At 43.2% G+C, this 21067-nt stretch carries 19 protein-coding genes and 1 pseudogene; all 20 read right to left on the bottom strand.

Features of this window, described 5'->3' with window-relative positions; all coding sequences use genetic code 11:
- A complete protein-coding gene (gene rapZ / locus SC79_RS12960; protein ID WP_039075407.1) occupies positions 1 to 888 on the bottom strand; it encodes an RNase adapter RapZ in 888 nt (295 codons plus the stop codon).
- Between the two features lie 24 nt (positions 889 to 912).
- Positions 913 to 1380, bottom strand: coding sequence for an 8-oxo-dGTP diphosphatase (locus SC79_RS12955; RefSeq protein ID WP_039075406.1), 468 nt, complete (start codon positions 1378 to 1380; stop codon positions 913 to 915).
- A 332-nt stretch (positions 1381 to 1712) separates the two neighbouring features.
- Entirely contained in the window at positions 1713 to 2663 is a 951-nt protein-coding gene (gene trxB, locus SC79_RS12950; protein WP_039075405.1) for a thioredoxin-disulfide reductase, read from the bottom strand.
- Positions 2664 to 2882: 219 nt separating this feature from the next.
- A complete protein-coding gene (locus tag SC79_RS12945; protein WP_039075404.1) occupies positions 2883 to 4277 on the bottom strand; it encodes a C40 family peptidase in 1395 nt (464 codons plus the stop codon).
- Between the two features lie 379 nt (positions 4278 to 4656).
- Entirely contained in the window at positions 4657 to 6111 is a 1455-nt protein-coding gene (locus SC79_RS12940) for a tetratricopeptide repeat protein (protein WP_039075403.1), read from the bottom strand.
- 126 nt (positions 6112 to 6237) lie between these two features.
- On the bottom strand, positions 6238 to 8007 hold the full coding sequence (gene bmrA / locus SC79_RS12935; protein WP_039075402.1) for a multidrug resistance ABC transporter ATP-binding protein/permease BmrA: 1770 nt from the start codon (positions 8005 to 8007) through the stop codon (positions 6238 to 6240).
- Positions 8008 to 8340: 333 nt separating this feature from the next.
- Positions 8341 to 9027, bottom strand: a complete 687-nt coding sequence (locus SC79_RS12930; protein ID WP_039075401.1) for a hypothetical protein — start codon at positions 9025 to 9027, stop codon at positions 8341 to 8343.
- Between the two features lie 291 nt (positions 9028 to 9318).
- Positions 9319 to 9954: a lipoprotein YvcA gene (locus tag SC79_RS12925; protein ID WP_156122671.1), complete on the bottom strand. Its 636-nt coding sequence runs from the start codon at positions 9952 to 9954 to the stop codon at positions 9319 to 9321.
- A 163-nt stretch (positions 9955 to 10117) separates the two neighbouring features.
- Positions 10118 to 10856, bottom strand: a pseudogene (locus SC79_RS12920) (lipoprotein YvcA).
- Between the two features lie 116 nt (positions 10857 to 10972).
- On the bottom strand, positions 10973 to 11683 hold the full coding sequence (locus tag SC79_RS12915) for a hypothetical protein (RefSeq protein WP_039075399.1): 711 nt from the start codon (positions 11681 to 11683) through the stop codon (positions 10973 to 10975).
- Between the two features lie 73 nt (positions 11684 to 11756).
- Positions 11757 to 12479, bottom strand: a complete 723-nt coding sequence (locus SC79_RS12910) for a hypothetical protein (protein WP_039075398.1) — start codon at positions 12477 to 12479, stop codon at positions 11757 to 11759.
- Positions 12480 to 12558: 79 nt separating this feature from the next.
- On the bottom strand, positions 12559 to 14223 hold the full coding sequence (locus SC79_RS12905) for a DUF2339 domain-containing protein (protein WP_039075692.1): 1665 nt from the start codon (positions 14221 to 14223) through the stop codon (positions 12559 to 12561).
- 287 nt (positions 14224 to 14510) lie between these two features.
- Positions 14511 to 15134 (bottom strand): bifunctional phosphoribosyl-AMP cyclohydrolase/phosphoribosyl-ATP diphosphatase HisIE, encoded by a 624-nt coding sequence (gene hisIE, locus SC79_RS12900; RefSeq protein WP_039075397.1) that lies wholly within the window; start codon positions 15132 to 15134, stop codon positions 14511 to 14513.
- Entirely contained in the window at positions 15131 to 15889 is a 759-nt protein-coding gene (gene hisF / locus SC79_RS12895) for an imidazole glycerol phosphate synthase subunit HisF (protein ID WP_039075396.1), read from the bottom strand. Before hisF ends, hisIE begins: the two co-directional genes overlap by 4 nt.
- Positions 15886 to 16623: a 1-(5-phosphoribosyl)-5-[(5-phosphoribosylamino)methylideneamino]imidazole-4-carboxamide isomerase gene (gene hisA, locus SC79_RS12890; protein ID WP_039075395.1), complete on the bottom strand. Its 738-nt coding sequence runs from the start codon at positions 16621 to 16623 to the stop codon at positions 15886 to 15888. Before hisA ends, hisF begins: the two co-directional genes overlap by 4 nt.
- Positions 16620 to 17258 carry an imidazole glycerol phosphate synthase subunit HisH gene (gene hisH / locus SC79_RS12885; RefSeq protein WP_010328720.1) on the bottom strand — a complete coding sequence of 213 codons (639 nt, stop codon included), beginning with the start codon at positions 17256 to 17258 and terminating at the stop codon, positions 16620 to 16622. The genes hisA and hisH overlap by 4 nt, the downstream gene beginning before the upstream one ends.
- On the bottom strand, positions 17259 to 17843 hold the full coding sequence (gene hisB / locus SC79_RS12880) for an imidazoleglycerol-phosphate dehydratase HisB (RefSeq protein WP_039075394.1): 585 nt from the start codon (positions 17841 to 17843) through the stop codon (positions 17259 to 17261).
- Complete coding sequence (gene hisD / locus SC79_RS12875) at positions 17840 to 19123, bottom strand: histidinol dehydrogenase (RefSeq protein WP_039075393.1); 1284 nt, start codon at positions 19121 to 19123, stop codon at positions 17840 to 17842. Before hisD ends, hisB begins: the two co-directional genes overlap by 4 nt.
- Complete coding sequence (gene hisG, locus SC79_RS12870; protein WP_039075392.1) at positions 19120 to 19761, bottom strand: ATP phosphoribosyltransferase; 642 nt, start codon at positions 19759 to 19761, stop codon at positions 19120 to 19122. The genes hisD and hisG overlap by 4 nt, the downstream gene beginning before the upstream one ends.
- The gene (locus SC79_RS12865; protein ID WP_039075391.1) at positions 19754 to 20929 is read right to left on the bottom strand and encodes an ATP phosphoribosyltransferase regulatory subunit; all 1176 of its coding nucleotides are present in this window, start codon (positions 20927 to 20929) and stop codon (positions 19754 to 19756) included. Before SC79_RS12865 ends, hisG begins: the two co-directional genes overlap by 8 nt.
- Between the last annotated feature and the right edge of the window lie 138 nt (positions 20930 to 21067).

Raw genomic sequence — 21067 nt, 5'->3', positions numbered from 1 at the left:
TTATTTCCGGCTTCTCTTTTCAATGTCCCGGTGAGTAACATGAGAATAGTAGTCCTTCTTGAAATAATCAGCTAAATGTTCGGCAAGTGTCACAGAGCGGTGCTGGCCCCCTGTGCAGCCGATCGCAATGACAACCTGGCTTTTTCCTTCTCTTTTATATGAAGGCAGCATAAAGCTCAGCAGATCGATCAATTTTTCATTGAACTTCTGCGTTTCATTCCACTTCATAACGTAAGAGGAAACCTCTTTATCCTTGCCAGTCAGCGGACGCATGCTTTCAATATAGTAAGGATTCGGCAAAAATCTGACATCAAAAACGAGGTCTGCGTCAATCGGGATACCGTATTTAAAACCAAATGACATGACATTCACGGTAAATGTTTCTCCTTGGTTTGACGCAAAGTGCTGTACGATTTTTTCACGTAAATCACGCGGCTTCATGTCTGACGTATCATAAATGATTTGAGAGCGGCCTTTTAATTCCTCAAGCAGCTCCCGTTCCACCCCAATGCCCTCAAGCGGCAGGCCAGTCGATGCCAGCGGATGCGAACGTCTCGTTTCTTTATATCTCGTGACGAGAATCGAATCCTTTGCATCTAAAAATAAAATACGAGGAGTAATCCACGGATTTTCCGCCATCTCATCCAGCGCCTCAATCAGCCGGTCAAAAAATTCACGGCCGCGCAAATCCATCACGAGCGCAACCTTGCTCATTTTCGAATTTGATTCCTTCATCAGCTCTAAAAATTTCGGAAGCAATGAAGGCGGAAGATTATCGACGCAGAAATAGCCGAGGTCTTCAAAGCTTTGAATGGCGACCGTTTTTCCCGCTCCCGACATTCCGGTTATAATGACTAGCTGAATATCATGTGATTCACTAACGCTCATCTTTCTCCCCCCTGACTGTACTTTTTACTTGATATGCTGCGGATCTAAACGATAACTGAGCAGCTTAAAGTCCGGTGTATACGTAAAGGTGCCGTGCAGCAGCCCTTGGCCCTTCATCATGAAATCAAGAATATGGCCGTCTCCCGGGGCCATAGGCAAATGTTGAATCTCCTCGATATTGTGCCACTGCAATTTGCCTTCCTCTGATTCGGATACATTTTGTCCGGTATATGAATCAGCGACAAACGTAAACATCATCCACTCAGAGACAATCTGGTCACCTTCTTTAATGATAAAGGTAAAAACGCCTTTTAACTGAGGGTTTATGATATAGATACCTGTCTCTTCTCTGTACTCTCTGATGACGGAATCTCTGACTGACTCCCCGCTCTCCATCTTGCCTCCCGGCGCGACCCACCAGCCGCGTCTCGGCTTTTGCAGCAGAAGGACCTTGTCATCCGTCTGAAGCACACAATTTGTCACTCTTTGCAAGTGCGTTCACCTAACCTTCTCGTCCTGTCATCGTCTCTTTATTATACCGCTTCAAGATGCCTCTCACAATGAAGAGACATTGACAATCTTTTCTTCTATTTTACAGCATATTCATTCATGAATTCAGGTGATTTTTAATGGAATAGGCAACCGCCTTTTATTTTTGGACAAAAAAAGGACACGGATAACTGGAGAATCCGTGCCAAAAAAGTGTATTCATTATAAAAAGGGGGTCAATTACGTTATTAATCATAACTGAAAAGCATTACACAACTGTTACAGCGGAATTAAAACCCAGTAACGTAATGTGAAACTCGTATGACAGAGCCTTTTTATTTTAAAGTTTTCAGCGTCTCTTGGAGCTCTTCGACATAATGCTGTACGCTTTGTGCCGCAATACTTCCGTCTCCTGTAGCCGTTACGATTTGGCGCAGTGATTTTTCGCGAATGTCTCCGGCAGCGAAAATCCCTTCAACCTTTGTTTCCATGCGGGCGTTTGTTTCAATGTAGCCCTCTTCATTCGTAATGCCCAGATTTTCAAACGGTTTAGACAGAGGAAGCATGCCGATGTAAATGAATACGCCGTCTGTTTTGAATTCACTTTCTTCACCGGTTACTGTATCAACAAGCGTTACGCTGCCGACTTTGCCGTTTTCCTCATGAATTTCCTTCACGGTTTTATTCCATAGGAAGTCAACTTTTTCATTATCAAATGCTCTCGCTTGAAGAATGCTTTGCGCACGGAGTTTGTCACGTCTGTGAACAATCGTTACTTTTGAAGCGAAACGTGTCAGATACACGCCTTCTTCCACAGCGGAATCTCCGCCGCCGACAACGACAAGCTCTTTGCCTTTAAAGAAAGCGCCGTCACATACCGCGCAATAAGATACACCGCGTCCGCCCAATTCTTTTTCGCCAGGCACGCCGATTTTCTTATACTCCGCACCTGCGGCAATGATCACTGCACGTGCTTTATATTCTTTAGAACCGGCTTTTACCACTTTGTACTCTTTGCCGTCAACCACTTCTTTAATATCGCCATAAGCGTATTCAGCGCCGAATTTTTTCGCGTGTTCGAACATTTTGTTAGAAAGCTCAGGTCCGAGAATGCTTTCGAAACCAGGATAGTTTTCCACATCTTCCGTATTGGCCATTTGCCCGCCTGGAATTCCTCTTTCAATCATTAATGTCGACAAATTTGCTCTTGATGTGTATACAGCGGCCGTCATCCCAGCAGGACCCGCGCCGATAATAATCACGTCATATACTTTTTCTTCTGACACACTATCCACTCCTTAACACGTCTTTTTCAAGTTGGGGGCGCTTCTTTATATAATAAGAGTCCCCATCTAACGTATACCTTACCCATATCCTATAAAATCTCAGGGTGATACGCTATTTTTTTGCTCATTTTTTTCAGATCGTGATTAAATGTTTTTTTAAAGGGTATATGTATTAATAAAGAAAGAGCCTTCTGTTCAAGAAGGCCCTTGTCTTATTTATTATTGAACAACACGTCTTACAACGCCTTTAAATGTCTTTTTCCAGTAAACGTTGCTCATTGAGTCAATAGATACACCGTGAGATGAATTATCGTTTAGGAAAGTACCGTTTCCTAAGTAAATTCCAACGTGACCGTTTGTTTTGTATGTGTCAAAGAAAACTAAGTCTCCGCGCTTCATTTCAGACGCGCTGACAGCTTGTCCTCTAGCAACTAACGTATCAGTTGTTGTTCCGCCGACAGATCCAAGGTTGACACCTGCAGAAGCGAATGCCCAGCGTACGAATGATGAGCAGTCAAAAATACGGTTATTGATATCAGACTGAGAGCGTCCGCCGCCAAATTTGTACGGAGATCTTCCGACAATGCTTGAACCAACGCTGATCGCGCCTTCAATTCCGCCTGAGTTACTGATGACAGTGCCGCCTGAATTGCTGTTTGAACTGCTTCTCTTCTTAGAAGATGAGCTGTTAGACGAACTGTTTGATGAACTCTTAGAAGAATTGTTATTTGAAGAATCATCATGAGATGAGCTTGCTGTTTCAGTTGTAGCTGTCTGTGTCTCATCAGATGCTTTTTGCGCTTCTTCCTGCTTTTTGATCAAAGCAGCCGCAGCTTCTTGTTCTTTTTTGATGCGTGCTTGTTCTGCTTCGGTATCTGCTTTTTGGTTCGCAAGCTCAGACGCTTCTGATTTTAATTCAGAAATCGCGTCAGCCGTTTTCTTCTGGCTTGTTTTTGCTTCTTCAAACAGCTTGTCTTTTTCATCAAGCTGTTTATCAAGCTCTTTTTGCATGGTTTCTAATTTAGCCAATGCAGTTTGAACTTCTTTCAGCTTATTATTCAAATCCGCTTCAGAATCTTCAAGTTTCGCTTTATCCTGCTCTTGCTGCTTGATTAAGTCTTTGTCTGCATCAACAATTGATGAAACCGCAGTCGCGCGAGAGATAAAGTCACCAAAGCTTGTTGACCCTAAAAGGACATCTATGTATCCTTGAGATCCACCGCTTTCCTGTAAAGAACGAACGCGTTTTTTCAGGATTTCGTTGCGCTTTTCAATACGGGCTTCTGTCTCTTTAATCTCTTTTTTCAGCTTTTTGATTTCTTCTTTTGTTTTAGCGTTTTCTTCTTTTTTATCTTCGATCTCGTTGCTTGTATTAAGCGCCTTATCGTTAATGTCTTTTAGTTCTTTTTCAATCTTTGATTGATTTTCCTGAAGCGCAGTTAATTCTTTTTCCTTCGCTTCTATGCTGGAAGCAACCTCAGATTGCTTGCTTTCGATATTTTGTTTCTTTTCGTCTAATGTTTCCGCCGATGCAGTTTTACTTGTAAATGGGATCAAAAAACTGCTTGTCCCGATGACGGAAGCCAAACCAAGTGTCAATAAACTCTTTCTCACTTTTAATATCCTCCCTTTACTGTGAACCTGTTCTCATTTGGAATCGTATTTTAAACATCAAGTTTCGTTCCTCATACTCTACGAGGAATGATGGTTGTTTATGGTTAATGTTTCTGTGCATCTCTTATTCTGGCTGTATAGCGTTTATTTCACATCATATGTAAAAAACACTAATTCCTTATGTACGAGAATCATTATACCATCAAGTTTCGACAAATTAGCGATAAATTTTATTACATTTGTGTTTCAAACAGATGTCAAGCCATTCATCGTTTGTCATTTATCTTAAATACGTAAAAAAACTGTCGATATTATTCTATTCATATAATCTATCAAATAAAAAAAGAGTCGATTATACAAATCGACTCTTCAAAATATTCTATTCTAGAATATCATCAATATATTTCATATATTTCGTCAACGTTGCCGGAGAGATGCCAAATCGGGCCGCTGTGTCTTTTTTCGTATCATGTTTTCCGTGAGCTTCTTTCCAAATATAACAAATCGCAGCCGCCCAGCCCTTCTCATTTTTCAATGGAACGGCAGCCCGGATTTGCTGAATGACATGGAACACCCAGCAGCTCATGACCTCTGTTTTCATTTCTTCTTTCTCAGCTTGCTCCAATAATTTGACGGTTTGATAAGCGAAAAGCGCATCCTCTGATACATCAGCAGCAGCCGACTCTCCATTCAAGAGCAGCCTTACAAAATGATTTTCGAAAGGAGCGGTGATTCTCTTCGAGTGTATCACTGCTTCGAGATGCTCCGTTTCTCCCTTTGTACTGCTGATATAATAGGCTGCGAGACGCTGCTCTACCGATGAAGGGAGTGCTTCCCTCCGTTCAACCCAGGGAGCCGGGCGGTCTTCACCGGGATATTGCGACTCGACTTTTCTCCAGATCGTCTCGGCGAATTCAGTATGCCCGGTAAAATAAGCGGAGCACGATAGCCAGTAAAAGAATGTGTCGTCGCCTTCAAAGCCGCTTTTATATAATGACTTGAGCCATTTATATCCGAGCTCATAGCGGCCGACCAGCGCCAAAGTAGCTCCAAGTTTGTATCGCTGTTCCAATAGCATCGGATACACATTAGAAAGCCGGTCACTCAATTCCGCCACTTTTTCGTCTTCTCTTTCATAATAGTAGAAAACGAGTAGATTGCATAAGGCATGAAGATTTCCTTCATTATGACTGAGCACTTGATAAGCCGTTTCCTTTGCTTTCACGATGTTGCCTGAATAAAAATAGGCAAGCGCCAAATTGTTGTATGCTGACCAAAGCTCCGGATATTCAGCTGTGATTTCCTCAAGCGCCACCACCGCTTCAGCAAGCTGGCCGCTTTCCAAGAGGGACTTTGCCTGATCCTGCTTCACCAGCAATTCATCCTGATCATACAGAGAATCCTCAGGCCCGCCATCTCCTAAATCTAGCAATTCAAGCAGACTATCGTTTTCTTCAGCGAATTCACCGTCCGGATCCTCATCTGAATAAGCGGCCGCTTCTTTATAAGCTTCTTGAAAGAGTCCCAGGTGGGCAAAATTATTCGCTTTAAAGTAATGGCACTCCGGCATTTCGGTCTCCAGATTTGCCATAATATAATCAAGAAGATCGTTCGACTCTTGATATTGGCCCATTTCTGAATAAATGACCGCAAGCTGCGAAAGCATCTCTGAATCCTCCGGCTCTAAATGAACCGCGCGTTGAATCAGTTTGCTTGCCCGTTTCAGATTGCGCTCTTTATACGCTTTCAAGCCTTTATGAAAAAAATATTGTCCATCTTGAAGCAGCTGGACAATTTGTGAGTGATTTTTATGTTCAGAAGTGTGTTTTCCCACAACTACCCTCCGTTTTTATACAATATTACCGTCAGTAGTATACCATAAATCGTCAGCCCCTCAATAGTTCAAAAGGAAGGATTGGGAAAATCCCCCCGTTTTTTTTCTGGCTGATTCGACCAAAATTTACCCGGCTTTGTTTTCTAAATCCGCGTTCATTTTGAGCTGCTGTTCAGCAAAATCTTTATATAGATCATGCGAAGCCATTAATTCATGATGGGTTCCCCGTCCGGTAATTTCTCCTTTTTCAACAAACAGTAACTGGTCCGCGTCTACAACAGTAGAGAGGCGGTGAGCGATGACAATCGTGGTGCGGCCCTCCATCAGCACCTCGAGCGCCTGCTGGACTGATTTTTCAGATTGGCTGTCAAGGCTTGAGGTCGCTTCATCAAGCATGAGAATGCTCGGATCTCGGAGAAGCGCTCTGGCAATCGCGATTCTTTGCCTTTGTCCGCCTGACAGCATAATGCCCCGTTCGCCTACCTCCGTATCAAGCTGATTCGGAAGCTCCTTTATGAAATTGAGCGCGTATGCCATCTCCGCGGCCTTTTCGATCTCAGCGTCCGTTACATCACGTTCTAACCCGTAACAAATATTTTCTCTAATCGTTCCTGACATTAACGGGCTTTCCTGTGATACATACCCGATATGCTCCCGCCACGATTCAAGCGAGTAAGTGTCAACCGGCTCTTCCCCCAGCCGAATGATCCCTGCAGTCGGTGAATAAAAACGTTCAAGCAGCTTAAACAATGTTGTTTTCCCTCCGCCGCTCGGACCGACAATCGCTGTTACTTTCCCTGCTTCAATGACCGCGCTGATCTCTTTCAAAATCAGCTGATCAGGCTTATATCCAAAAGACACACGATCAAGCTGGATAGGCAAATGCGCGTTTTCGATTTGTTTTCCTGTTACAGTATCTTCCTCTTCTTCTGACAAAATCTCAATCATCCGTTCGGTTGCGCCGATTGACTTTTGCAGCTGTGTAAAAAACGTTGTGATCTGGCCCATCGGCATAATAATTTGAAACAAATATAAAATAAAGGCCACGAGCGCTCCGGCAGTGAGCTCGCCTGAGGAGACCTGCATGCCCCCGTATCCGATGACTGCCACAAGCGCTGCCATTAATACAAGTGAGATAAGCGGACTGACAAGCGACTGAACCTTGGCTTCACGAACTCCCAGTTTAAATAATGAGGAAATCCCCAGTTTCCCGCGCCCATATTCAACAACCTCCGCATTTGAAGCCTTGACCAGTCTGATTTCCGGAAGGATTTGATTCAGCAGGCCGGTAAAACGGGCTGTTTCATCTTGCGTTTCCCGAGAAATGGTGAACATCTTCCGGCCAATCGGGATTAGGATTAGAGCGGCAAGCGGAACGACAACTAATACAAGCAGGGTCAGCTTCCAATTCATAATAAACAAGATTGTCAGAGATCCAATGACTGAAATGATGCCTGTAATAAACCCGCTGATATGGGTTGTGATCAATTCTTTGACCACCATCGTATCATTCGTCACACGGCTGACGGTTTCTCCGGAAGCGTTTGTATCGAAATAAGGGACAGGGAGCTTAATTAATTTCTTCCATAATAAATCCCGCAGCCCCGAAATGATTTTTTGTCCATTATAGTTAAGCGCGTAGGTGGCATAGGCGCTTAAACCAGCCTGAACGAAAAAAACAAGCGCGATCAGCCCGATTTGTGTCCCTGAAAGGGTTGACATGGAAAAACCGTCGACTAATTGTTTCGTTAATAATGGAATGAGCAGGCTGACCAGTGTGGTCACAATACTGAGAACCAGCGCAAAAGCAAGCTTTCCATAAGAAGGGTTGGTCTGCTTCACTAATGCAAAAAAGGGTTTCAATTTACTTTTCGATTTTTGTTGCTGGGTTGGCATATACTTTTTCCTCCTGTTTCAGCGTTCAGAAAGGTGAAATGTCGTATCAAAAGGATGATTTTTACTCTTTCTCAATCATATCAATGGAGAGAGACTTTTTCAGTATATTTTTGCCATGATGAAAATAAAAATCTCCCACTCGTGATTTGAATAGGAAAAGAGTAAACGATGCACCTTTAACAAGATGTGTATCGTTCCACATTTTCCGGATGATTCTATGTTTTTCTCATTTATATTCGGCGCATCTCGGCTTCAAAGATTAAACGCAGTTTTACATTTTCATTTTCAAATATATTCTTATTTTCCATTTCCTCTATGTCTCCTTTTTAACTTTTAAAAAGTAATAGAGTCTATTATTTTTTGAACTTTTTCTCTTGCTTCATCTTTCTTTAATGGACAAGCCTCTTCATCACTATAGCAGGCAAATCGAAACGAATACTCTATTCCCAGATCATACTCTTTTGTAGATTTGACATAACCAAAAAATCTATAAGAAAAATTATTCTTTCCCTCTACATCATCAAAAACACTTTTCTTTTGAGCAGAATATACAATTTTATCAGATAGCTCTCTTTCTTCGAATTTGCCTTTATAACTATTTCTACCGCTTACAATGTCCAGCATTGTATCCTTGTCATTCGCAAAACTTTTTTCTCGATGATAATCCAATTGCCCATCATATTGAATGCTAGTTTTTTTATTGTAACTAGCAAATATTATTGTTTCTTCGTTTTCGCCAAAACTCGAAAATTTAGATACGTACTTCGCTTCTTCCGGAAACAACATCCTAAATCCTTTCAGCTTAGACTCCAGTACATAATACCCCGGCTCCTCTTCCTTCGTTGACACCATGTACTCTCTCGTTTTCTCGTCCTGAAACGCCGGAACTTGCGGCAGGTCTTTTGGTTTTACGGCTTCTGTCTTATTGTCATTGGTATCGTTTTTTTCATTGTCGTTCATACTGCATCCGCCTGTCAGGGCAAGTAATAAGCTGAAACAAATAAAGATGATCTTTTTCATGAAGAACCTCCGTGGTTTTTTGAGCTGATTTATCAAAATTCATACTAATGACCCTGTTAAAAAGTGATTATTTTATCCTTATTCATGTTATGAAATGGAATAAATTTGTTAAATAGGGAATTATGTACGGTTTACACTAAACAGAAAAGAGGACTTAAGATACGGGTTAAATTTCTTATACTCGAAAAAACGCTGTTTCCCTTGGCAGTCTTTGAGCGATTACTACTTCTGTTTCGAATAAAACCTCTTCGAGATAAAAAAACCTTCGACATCAATGTTTGTATTTTTCTCTTACACCACGCCAAAGGTAACAGAGTTTATTATTCTTTTAACCTGTTCTTCATTTACTTTTGGATCTGGTTTGCATGTCTTTGCATTGGCTAAGCAGCTAAACATAAAAGAATATTCCATCCCTAAATCATCTTGTTTTTTTGACTTTATATATCCAAGAAAAATGTAAGATGGGTTTTCTTCGTTGTCAAAGTTTTCTTGTTTTGAAGCAAAATAAATATCCTTATCTTTTGCTTCAAATTTTTCAAAATGACCTTTGTATTCATTTTTACCGCTAACGATATCCAACATAGTCTCGGGATCGTTTATAAATGATTCATTTTGATACAACTTTACTGAAGCGTTCATTACTATATTCGTTTTTTTATTCACACTGTCAAAAAATAGTGATTCGTTTTTCTTTGAAGTTTCAGAGTCTGAGTACTCCCCATCCTCCGGAAACAACATCCTAAATCCTTTCGTCTTAGACTCCAGCAAATAATACCCCGACTCCTCTTCTATCGTTGACACCATGTACTCTCTCGTTTTTTCGTCCTGAAACGACGGAACTTGCGGCAGTTCTTTTGGGTCCATGTCTTTTGGTTTTATGGCTTCTGTTTTATTGTCATTGGTGCTGTTTTTTTCATTGTCGTTCATACTGCATCCGCCTGTCAGGCAAAGTAATAAAATGATGTAAATATAAGTGTTCTTATTCAAAGTGAACCTCCAATGGGGTTAACTAATTGATATTAATAACCCGGATGCAAATTGCTTATTTTGTTCTTATTCATGTTACAGCTGAGAAGATGCGAAAACATTTTTATTCGCCATCTCTACTCTTCTTTTTATTTTTAAAGAAGGTTATAGATTGAATTAGAGTATCCGTTTTTTCTTTTGCTTGGTCTTCATCCAAAGTACAAGGTTTATCATCTTTTTTACACCGGACGATAAAGGAATATACTATCCCTAGACACTCTTCATCACTGGATGCTATATATCCAAAATAACCAAAGGAATAATTGTGTTTACGATCACTGTTTTTAAAAGTGCTTTTTTTTTGATGCAGTATAAACTGTTTTTCCATCAGTTTTTTCTTTCTTAAAATCACCTTCGTAACCATTCTCATTACTAATTTGGTGCAGCATTGTTTCTGGATTATTAATAAAAGAAGATTTGTTATAGTAGCTAATTTGCGCATCTAAGAGTATATTTGATTTTTCATTATAGCTTTGAAACCCTATCGATTCGCTATTCTTTCCATTTGACGTAGAATAGTCTGGAAGATACTCGCCATCTGCCGGAAACAACATTCTAAACCCTTTCAGCTTAGACTCAAGCAAATAATACCCCGGCTTTTCTTCTTGCGTTGACACCATGTACTCTCTCGTTTTCTCGTCCTGAAACGCTGGAACTTGCGGCAGGTCTTTTGGATCCATGTCTTTTGGTTTTACGGCTTCTGTTTTATTGTTATTTGTGGTGTTTTTATCATTGTCGTTCATACTGCATCCGCCTGTCAGGGCAAGTAATAAGCTGAAACAAATAAATATGATCTTTTTCATGAAGAACCTCCGCAGGTTTTCGTTGTTTACACGAATAATGGTTTTCTATCATTTCACTTGCATTCATTAAGGCCAACTGTTGTTAATAGCCATATTCTAATCAATTAGCCTTAACTTTATTTGTCCTTTTTATCTATTAAAAAGCTGATGGAATGTATTAATTTCTCAACTTTATTTTTAGCCTTTTCTTCATCTAAAGAGCATGGTTGATTTTCATTTTTGCATCCGAAAGTAAAGGCATATTCAACTCCTAGGTTATCTTCTTCTGTAGACTTCACATAACCAAAGTAACTGTATGAATCATTATATTTTCTTTCAATATCCTCAAAGATGTTTTTTTTCTTAGCAAAGTAAATATCATTGTTCTTTTTACTGCTTTTTTTGTATTCTCCTTTATAGCTATTTTTCCCACTTACAATATCTAGCATAGTTTCAGGTTCATTCACAAAGCTTACTTCTTTGTAATATGTTACATGTCCATCAAACATTACATTGGTGTCTTTATCATAACTATTAAATCCAATACTTTCTTTATTGCTCCCAGTTAACGATGATCTTCTTTCTAGATACTTAGCATCCTCCGGAAACAGCATCCTAAACCCTTTCAGCTTAGACTCAAACAAATAATACCCCGGCTCCTCTTCTTTCGTTGACACCATGTATTCTCTCGTTTTTTCGTCTTGAAATGCCGGAACTTGCGGCAGGTCTTTTGGTTTTACAACTTCTGTTTTATTGTCATTGGTGGTGATTTTATCATTGTCGTTCATACTGCATCCTCCTGTCAGAGCTAGTATTAAGCTGAAGCAAATCAAGATGATCTTTTTCATTACGAACCTCCACGGGTTTTTGGCTAAAACCAAAAAGTGATTTTTAGCCAAAACTTTAATCTTTGCATTCAGTTTATTTCTCCTGTTTATGATCTAAAAAGGTGATGGATCTCATCTGCTTTTTCACCTGATCTCCTAAATGATCTTGATCTAAAGTACAAAGCTTCTCATCATTTGGACATCTAAACATAAATGAAAATACGATACCGGCTTGTTTTTTCTCGGGTGATTTTATATAACCGAAATATCTGTATGAAAAGTTGTATTTGTGTTTCTCGTTTTGAAAATGATTTTTCTTATGAGCAATATAAATATCTTTATCTTCGTCCTCTAGCTTTTCAAAACTGCCATTATAACCATTTTCTTTGCTAATTTGCTCTAACATTGTCTCAGCACTATTTATAAAGGATGTTCTTTGGTAATACTCTATTTGTGCATTTAACATTTTATTTTTTGTTTTATCATAACTATCAAATGCTATGATTTCTTCATTTTCATCACGACTAGACAAATAGCTTGAATATTCCCCGTCCGCCGGGAACAACATCCTAAATCCTTTTAGCTTAGACTCCAGCACATAATACCCTGGCTCATCTTCCTTCGTTGACACCATATACTCTCTCATTTTTTCGTCCTGAAATGCCGGAACTTGCGGCAGGTCTTTTGGGTCCATTTCTTTTGGTTTTACGGCTTCCGTCTTAATGTCATTAGTGGTGTTTTTATCATTGTCGTTTATACTGCATCCGCCTGTCAGGGCTAGTGATAAGCTGAAGATGATCAAAATGGTTTTTTTCATGACGAACCTCCATATCGTGAACTGATAGAATCAAACGAACAAAAGACCGCCGAGTTCTCTCGGCAGTCGTGGCCAGGCATTATGGCTTCTCTTTTTTCGAATAAAATATTCTGGATATAAACAGCCCGATGACCCCTAACAAGATGAATAAGACCGCTCTCCAAACAATATCTATCGAAGCAGAATCTATTAAAATCATTTTGGCCAGTGTAATAAATAAAAATACAAGCCCGATTCGGTTCCATGTCTTGTCTTTGGTTGCGTAATAAACAGCGTACATCACGATGACAAATATAAACCAAGACAGGGATACTCCTATATGATTGGAGACGCCGTCAATCTTATCCGTCATCCATATGGATAATTTGCTGAAGAATACAAGCATCAGGAAGGAAACAGCGTACGAAACAACAATCGTGATTTGTTTATTTTGTATGTTTTTCGAATACAGATAGGCAGCAAATAGTGAGCTGATCAGCAGCAGCCAAGAGACCACGCTGAGAAAGTGTAATGAGCGTGCCGGGTATTGCATGAGGCCGCACGATGCCTGTAAAACGACAATCACTCCCGCAATGCCGATCAGCCAGCTTTTTTTGCGGTATGACACGTAACACATCATGATTCCTTGCAACGTAAACATGATGTACAGCAAAATCTCATTTTCATCTAATGCATCCGCTGCTAATACATTAAAATAAATCATAGAAATGAGAAAAAACGTATGTTTGATTTCGACTAATTCTTTTCTTTGCCATAAACTTAACAATAGGTAAATGACAAAAGCAACAGTATAAAAGGCGTATAACGCTGTATCGTTTTTTAGATACAGGACAAACCCTGTAATGAAAACGACAAAAGCTCCGATTGAAATGGCTGTGAGGTAGACAGCTTTTTGAAATGAGCTGGGCGATCGTAAGGCCGAGAAGATCATGATCGCCTGCTGCATCGTAAAGACAGCAAGTGTCCAAACCGATACCTGTGCATCGGTAAATGATAAGAAAGCATAAATCGCTAATATAAATGCATAATTTGCTATATTCCACGCCACGCTGTACTTTTGTTTGACTGTCTCATACATTAACCCTGCGAAAACCAATAACTCATATACATAAAAAATGTATTCGTTTCCTTGTTCCCCGCCAAATAAAAACGGATACAAGTAAACACCTGCGCCGATAATCGCAATGAGTGTTTGTGACCGATATTTTCTTGATATGTACACACCGCCCGCAACGCCTGCGGCAAGAAGGATCACTGTAAGCGGGGTCGGGATCATCTGGTACAGCATGTTCCCAGCAAATAAAGAAACGATGTAGACAATGTTACTGCCCGCCAATAATGAGACGCCCAGCACACTGGCATTTTTCTTATATTGCCTGCTGCCGAGAACATAAAGCACAATGGAGACCATGAGCCCTGCCGCCACCCTCATATATGTGTTGACCCAGCCTTTTTCAGCAGCCGCCGCAAACGCCCAAATCATGCCAAGAAGAAAAACAAAAATAAAGATTTTCGGAAGCCAATTTCCTGCTATGTTTTCTAAAGTGCGGCTCTCTTTTGACGGAGCCGTTGTCTGTTTTGGCACTTCGGTTTCTTTGCTGATTTTTGGATGTTCTACCGTTTTGGCTATAGCTTGTTCTTGCTTGCCTGCCGTGAGATATGTGATCTCTTTTTTGACATTGGCCAGTTCTTGTTCCAAACGTCCAACTCTTTTGTTCAGTTCATCAATTTTTTCGTTCACCATTCTCTCCCCATTTTCGAATGTACTTCCTTTTTCATGATATGCCTTTTTTTTGCTCTCCTTACCGGTTTCCACAAAATCATGCTAAAGACCTGCTGTCCAACAGGAATTTTCACCCTTAGTTATGTTACATCATGGAAAATTTTCGATGAATAGGGAATTCGATTGGTTTTTTAATGTGTATTTTTTGTGAGCAGTGTTTTTTTACATTTTATTTACCGAAACACGACAAATGGATTAGGTGTAAAGATGCATAAAAAAGGAGCTGCTAATGAACAGCTCCACTCCTCTTACTTTTCAGTATGGCGTTTCTTCAACACATCAAGCACATCATCCAGCGGCAGAGCTTGTTCTCTGAGCAAGACAAGCAGGTGATACAGCAGGTCTGCCGCTTCCCATTTGAGTTCCTCGCGGTCTCGGTTTTTCGCGGCAATGATCACCTCGGATGCTTCTTCACCGACTTTTTTCAGAATTTTATCGACACCTTCACGGAAAAGATAAGTGGTGTATGCTCCCTCAGGCATTTCCGCTTGCCGCTCCGCGATCACGCGTTCCAGTTCATTCATGATGTCAAATCGTCCCGCAGCCTGTTCTTCTGATTGTTCCTTTGTAAAACAGCTGTAGCTGCCTGTGTGGCATGCCGGGCCGGATGGCTCTACGAGTACGATCAACGCGTCTTGATCGCAGTCATATCGGATGCCCTTAACGGCTTGCGTGTTGCCTGAGGTTTCTCCTTTATGCCATAACTCTTGGCGCGAACGGCTGTAAAACCATGTTTCTTTCGTTTCCAGCGTTTTTTCGTACGATTCCTTGTTCATATAGGCAAGGGTCAGCACTTCTTTACTTGCCGCATCCTGCACGATGGCGGGAAGTAATCCATCCTCGTTAAAACGCAGTTCATCTGCCTGTTTCATCTCACATTCACCCCGTGCTCTTTTAAGTATGATTTCACTTCTTTAATCGATGTTTCTTTATAATGAAAAATAGAAGCGGCCAGCGCTGCGTCGGCTTCTCCTTTTGTAAAAGCCTCAAGCATATGCTGTGCGTTCCCCGCTCCGCCCGAGGCGATAACAGGTACGGGGACAGCTTCAGAAACAAGCCTTGTCAGCCTGTGGTCAAAGCCTTTTTTTTCACCGTCGGAGTCCATGCTTGTCAGCAATATTTCTCCTGCTCCGCGTTTGACGCCTTCTGTTGCCCATGCGGTGACTTCCCAGTCTGTTTTCTTTCTGCCGCCGTGCGTGTAGACCTTATATGTGCCGGATTCTTGGTCATACTTGGCATCGATGGCAAGAACGATGCATTGTGAACCGAAAAACTCGGCTCCTTCTGTAATCAGCTCAGGCCGGAGAACAGCTGCTGTGTTCACAGAAACTTTATCCGCGCCGGCACGCAGAATCGTTTTCATATCGCTGAGCTGGTTGATGCCGCCGCCGACTGTAAACGGGATCGCAAGCTTCGCGGCAACCTGCTCCACAACGTCAACCATCGTTTTGCGCCCTTCATGCGAGGCGGAGATATCAAGAAAAACGAGTTCATCCGCCCCTTCCTGGCCGTACACTTCCGCCAGCTCAACTGGGTCACCGGCATCCTTTAATTCGAGAAATTGAATTCCTTTGACAACGCGTCCTTCTTTGACATCAAGACATGGAATAATCCGTTTTGTGATCATTTGCGCTTCATCCTTTCAAACGCCTCGCTGAGTGTAAACTGATTGGTATACAGCGCTTTTCCGATGATCGCTCCAGAGACGCCGTCCTCCTGGTAGCGGGCGAGGGCTTCGAGATCCTCGACGGAGCTGACGCCGCCGGAAGCAATCACCGATTTCCCCGTTTCCTTTGCAAGCTCGACCGTGCTTTCAATATTGGGGCCTGACAGCATCCCGTCTGTCGCGATGTCAGTAAAAATAAAGACCTCCGCTCCTTCATTGGCAAGCTCTTTGCCGAGTTCAGCTGCTTTAAGGGTTGATGTTTCCAGCCATCCCTCTGTTGAAACAAAACCGTTTCTCGCATCCAGGCCGATTGCGATGTTTCCGCCATATTGTTTCAGCATTTTTTTGACAAACGGAGGGTTAGAAACAGCTGAGCTTCCCAGGATCACTCGATCGACTCCTGCCGATAAATATTCATAGACGTCATTTTCAGATCGAATTCCGCCGCCGATTTCGACTTTCAGGTTCAGCTTTTGCGCAATCTCAATCACATGGCGGTCATTCACTCTTTTCCCTTCTTTGGCTCCGTCGAGATCAACGAGGTGGATCCATTCGGCACCCTCACTCGCAAATAACGCGGCCATATCGTACGGTGAATCGCCGTAAATGGTTTCCTTATTATAATCTCCTTGGACGAGACGGACACATTTGCCGTTTCTCATATCAATTGCCGGATATAATGTAAAAGCACTCATTTTTTCACCTTCATTTCTGCGGCCATTTTCGTGAATTGGGTTAGGATGGACATTCCGACTGTGCTGCTTTTTTCCGGATGAAATTGGGCGCCGAAGACATTTCCTTTTCCGACGACAGCGGGCACTCGCACACCATAATCAGCGCTTGCCAGAAGCGCGTCCCCCTCCATCCCCTCGATGTAATACGAATGCACGAAATAAGCATAGCCTTCTTCTGTTTCTGCCAACAGCGGAGATTCGTTATGAAAAGAAAGGCGATTCCAGCCCATATGCGGAACCTTCAGTTTGTTTCTTTCCTTATCTTCTGTTTTCAGCCTGACTGCTTTTCCTTTTAACAGCCCAAGGCCTGACGCGCTCCCGTTTTCTTCGCTTTGGTCAAATAAAAGCTGCATGCCGAGGCAGATCCCGAGAAGCAGTCTTCCCTCTGAAACCATATCGTGAATCAATTGATCGAGCTTCGCGTTGCGCAAATTGACCATCGCGTCTCCGAATGAACCGACTCCGGGCAAAATGAAGGCATCGGCTTCTTTCAGCTCCTTCGGCTTTTCAGAAACAAAGTACGGCACGCCGACACGCTCAAGCGCCTTTGAGACGCTGTATAAATTGCCCATTCCGTAATCTATCACGCCGATCATTTACAGCATCCCTTTCGTTGATGGTATCCCTTTAACACGCGGATCGATCGTAGTCGCTTCATCAAGCGCACGCCCCAGCGCTTTAAAAACAGCTTCAATCATGTGGTGGGTGTTTGTGCCGTAATGAACGATGACGTGCAGGTTCATCCGCGCTTCAAGCGCCAGCTTCCACAAAAATTCATGTACAAGCTCCGTATCAAAGGTCCCGACTTTAGCCGCAGGGAAGTTTGCGCGCATTTCCAAGTGCGGTCGATTGCTTAGATCTATGACGACTTGGGCAAGCGCCTCATCCATTGGCACAAACGCTGATCCGTAGCGCTTGATTCCTTTTTTATCACCCAAGGCTTCGAGCAGCGCCTGCCCTAAACAGATGCCGATATCTTCAGTCGTGTGGTGATCATCTATATCAACATCGCCTTTTGCGTGCATGGAGAGATCGAATTGTCCGTGTTTCGTGAATAAATCCAGCATATGCGTCATAAACGGCACGTCTGTTTTGATATCCGCTTGCCCCTCGCCGTCTAGTGCAAATGCCAGCTCAATATCAGTTTCGTTTGTTTTTCTGGCGCGTTCCGCTTTTCTCATTTTGAATTCCTCCGTTCTCTCGCTTCAATTGATCTGGCATGGGCTTCTAACCCTTCAAGTCTGGCAAAAGCCGCAATGCTTTCGGCATGTTCTTCAAAAGCCGTTTGGCTGTAAGAAATGATGCTCGATTTCTTTTGAAAATCCGTTACGCTTAATGGACTTGAAAATCTGGCTGTTCCGTTTGTCGGAAGCACATGATTCGGTCCGGCAAAATAATCGCCGACAGGCTCAGGGCTGTATCTGCCTAAGAAGATCGCTCCCGCATGTTTGATTCTGCCGAGCAACGCTTCGGGAGACTGGGTGAGGATTTCTAAATGCTCCGGTGCGAGCGTATTGACCGTGTCAATCGCTTCACCCATTGTTTCCGCTACATAGATACAACCGTAATCACTTACTGAGGCTTCCGCGATTTCTCTTCGCGGCAACGTTTTCAGCTGCTCGCTTACCTCGGCTGAAACCGCCTCGGCCAACGCTAGGGAATCTGTGACACACACACATGAGCTAAGCTTATCGTGTTCCGCCTGTGACAGTAGATCGGCCGCGATTTCGCCCGGAATCGCAGTATCATCAGCCAGCACGACGATTTCACTCGGTCCGGCAATCATATCAATATCGACATCACCGAACACCTCTCGTTTGGCAAGCGCGACATAAATATTCCCCGGACCTGTGATTTTATCCACCGGCGCAATGGTTTCGGTTCCGTACGCCAGCGCCGCAATCGCCTGAGCGCCGCCCATTTTGTAAATGTCTTTTATGCCTAGCTCGGAAGCGGCAACTAAAACCCCGGGAGACAGCTTCCCGTCTTTTCCCGGAGGCGTTACAAGGACGATTCTTTCCACACCTGCTGTCAGCGCCGGGATGACATTCATCAAAACAGATGATGGATATGCCGCCGTCCCCCCCGGCACATATACGCCGGCGGAATCAAGGGCCGTTACTTTCTGCCCCAGCATTGAGCCGTCTTTTCTGTGATAAAACCATGAGGATTGCAGCTGTCTTTCGTGATAGTCCCTTATATTTTCAATTGCCTGCCTCATCACCTGAAGCAGCTGTGAATCCAGCAAGGTATACGCTTCTTCGATTTCTTCTTTCGTGACCAGCGGGCTGTCTAGTTCGATGCCGTCAAATCTCGCCGTATATGTGCGGACCGCCTGATCACCGTTTGCTTTGACAGCTTCAATAATGGTTCGGACCGCTTTTCTTTGCTCTTCCGTTCCGGCATCTATGGACCGTTTGAGAGAAAGCCGGTCTGCGCCGCTGATGGTTTTGATCTTCATTTTGCCGTTTCTCCTTCCACGACGAGAGATAAACGGGAGGCCATTTCGTCAATCACATCGTCTTTCATCCGATAGCTTACCGGGTTGACGATAAAGCGGGACGTAATATCACAAATGTGCTCCGTTTCAATAAGCCCGTTTTCCTTTAGCGTCTGTCCGGTGGAAACGATGTCCACAATGCGGTCTGCAAGCCCGATGAGCGGGGCCAGCTCAATTGAACCGTTGAGCTTGATGATTTCGACTTGTTCTCCCTGCTCTCTAAAATAACCGGAAGCTACATTCGGATACTTTGTCGCGATTCTTGGGGCTACGCCGCTCCAGTCTGTATTCGGAAGTCCGGCGACTGCCAAGTGGCATTTGCTGATCTTCAAATCGAGCACCTCATACACATCGCGCTCCTCCTCCAGCATGACATCCTTGCCGGCAATTCCGACGTCAGCCACGCCATGCTCCACATATGTGGTCACGTCCATCGGCTTAGCCAATATAAAACGGAGATTTTCCTCCGGCACATCGATGATCAGTTTTCTCGAATCTTCAAACTCCTTTGGGAGCTTATAGCCCGCCTGCCGAAGCAGCACTGCCGCTTCTTCAAATATCCGGCCCTTTGGCATCGCCATTGTGAGTAACTTACCCATTTTGCTCTTCCTTTCTGGCACCGATAAAATAGGTGACGTTCGCAAAAGATTTTGTCATCTGATCGATATTTTCGATTCCCGATAAATCCTGAAGCACCACTTTATTCCCTTTCATGCGTTCTTCATTCGCATAAGCGATGGCTTGCACCCGCTGCTCTTTGCTGAAAATAACAGCGTTGATTTCACAAGCTTCTTCTTTCATATGAAGCGCTTCAATCAGCCGGTCGATCCGAAGTCCGAAGCCTGTCGCCGGCGCGGGTGAATCAAAATAGCCTAAGAGCTTGTTATAACGGCCGCCGCTTCCAATGACAAAGCCGACATTTTCCGCGTACACTTCAAATAGAATTCCCGTGTAATAGCTCATGTGGCTGACCATATTCAGATCCAGACGGACATTTTCCGTACATCCATAATCCTCAAGTATGCCCCACAGCGCTTTGAGTTCATCAATCACGCTTGTTCCTTGCGCAGAATCAACGAGGTTCTCAGCACGTCCGCATACTTCTATGCCGCCCCGCAATTCAAGCAGCTCAAGCAGCCTGCTTTTATCAATGGAGGAAAGCGGGAGAGATTTGACATGTTCTCTGTAGCCAACGTAGTTCTTCTCATATAAAAACCTCCGCAGCACATCAGCGCGTTCAACGTTTCCGAGCACCTCAACAAACAAGGCATCCGCTATACCGGCGTGGCCGATAGCAATTTTAAAGGAAGACAGCCCGGCGCTTTTTAATGCACCGACGGCTAAGGCAATGACCTCCGCATCCGCGCTTGTCGTCCCGTCACCGATTAATTCCACCCCAACCTGCTCGAACTCGGCGGGACGTCCGCCTTCACGTTCCTGAGCCCTGAATACATTTGCCGCATACCCGACTCTGAGCGGATGATCGTGTTTTAGAAGCTTAGATGCCGCCACCCTAGCAATCGGCCCTGTCATATCCGGGCGAAGCACCAATGTCTTGCCGTCCTGGTCAAGAAGCTTAAACAGCTGCTGTTCTTCAATCGCTGACTGCACGCCAACGGTATCGTAAAATTCCAATGTCGGTGTTTCCATAAACCGGTATCCCCATTTATCAATCAAATCGGTTAACGATTGTCTCACCTTTTTTTTCGTTTCGTATAAACCCGGCAGTGTATCTCTCATACCATGCGGTTTTTCAAACATAAACATCAACCCAAGCACCTCCGTTGTCATCGTTTGAAGGAAAATTCCGAATCCTTTAGTTCGCTAATATGATAATATGTTAGCAGATGAAAGAATGAAAATCAATGCTTAACTTTTTTTGCTCAGGTGTCCCCCTCCTCATTA

Origin of the sequence: Bacillus sp. MSP13 (genome assembly GCF_000815295.1) — a bacterium.
In the GTDB taxonomy this organism is placed as follows: Bacteria; Bacillota; Bacilli; order Bacillales; family Bacillaceae; genus Bacillus; species Bacillus vallismortis.
Note: the sequence above shows the minus strand (reverse complement) of the source record. Positions and strands in the feature narration are given on the sequence as shown.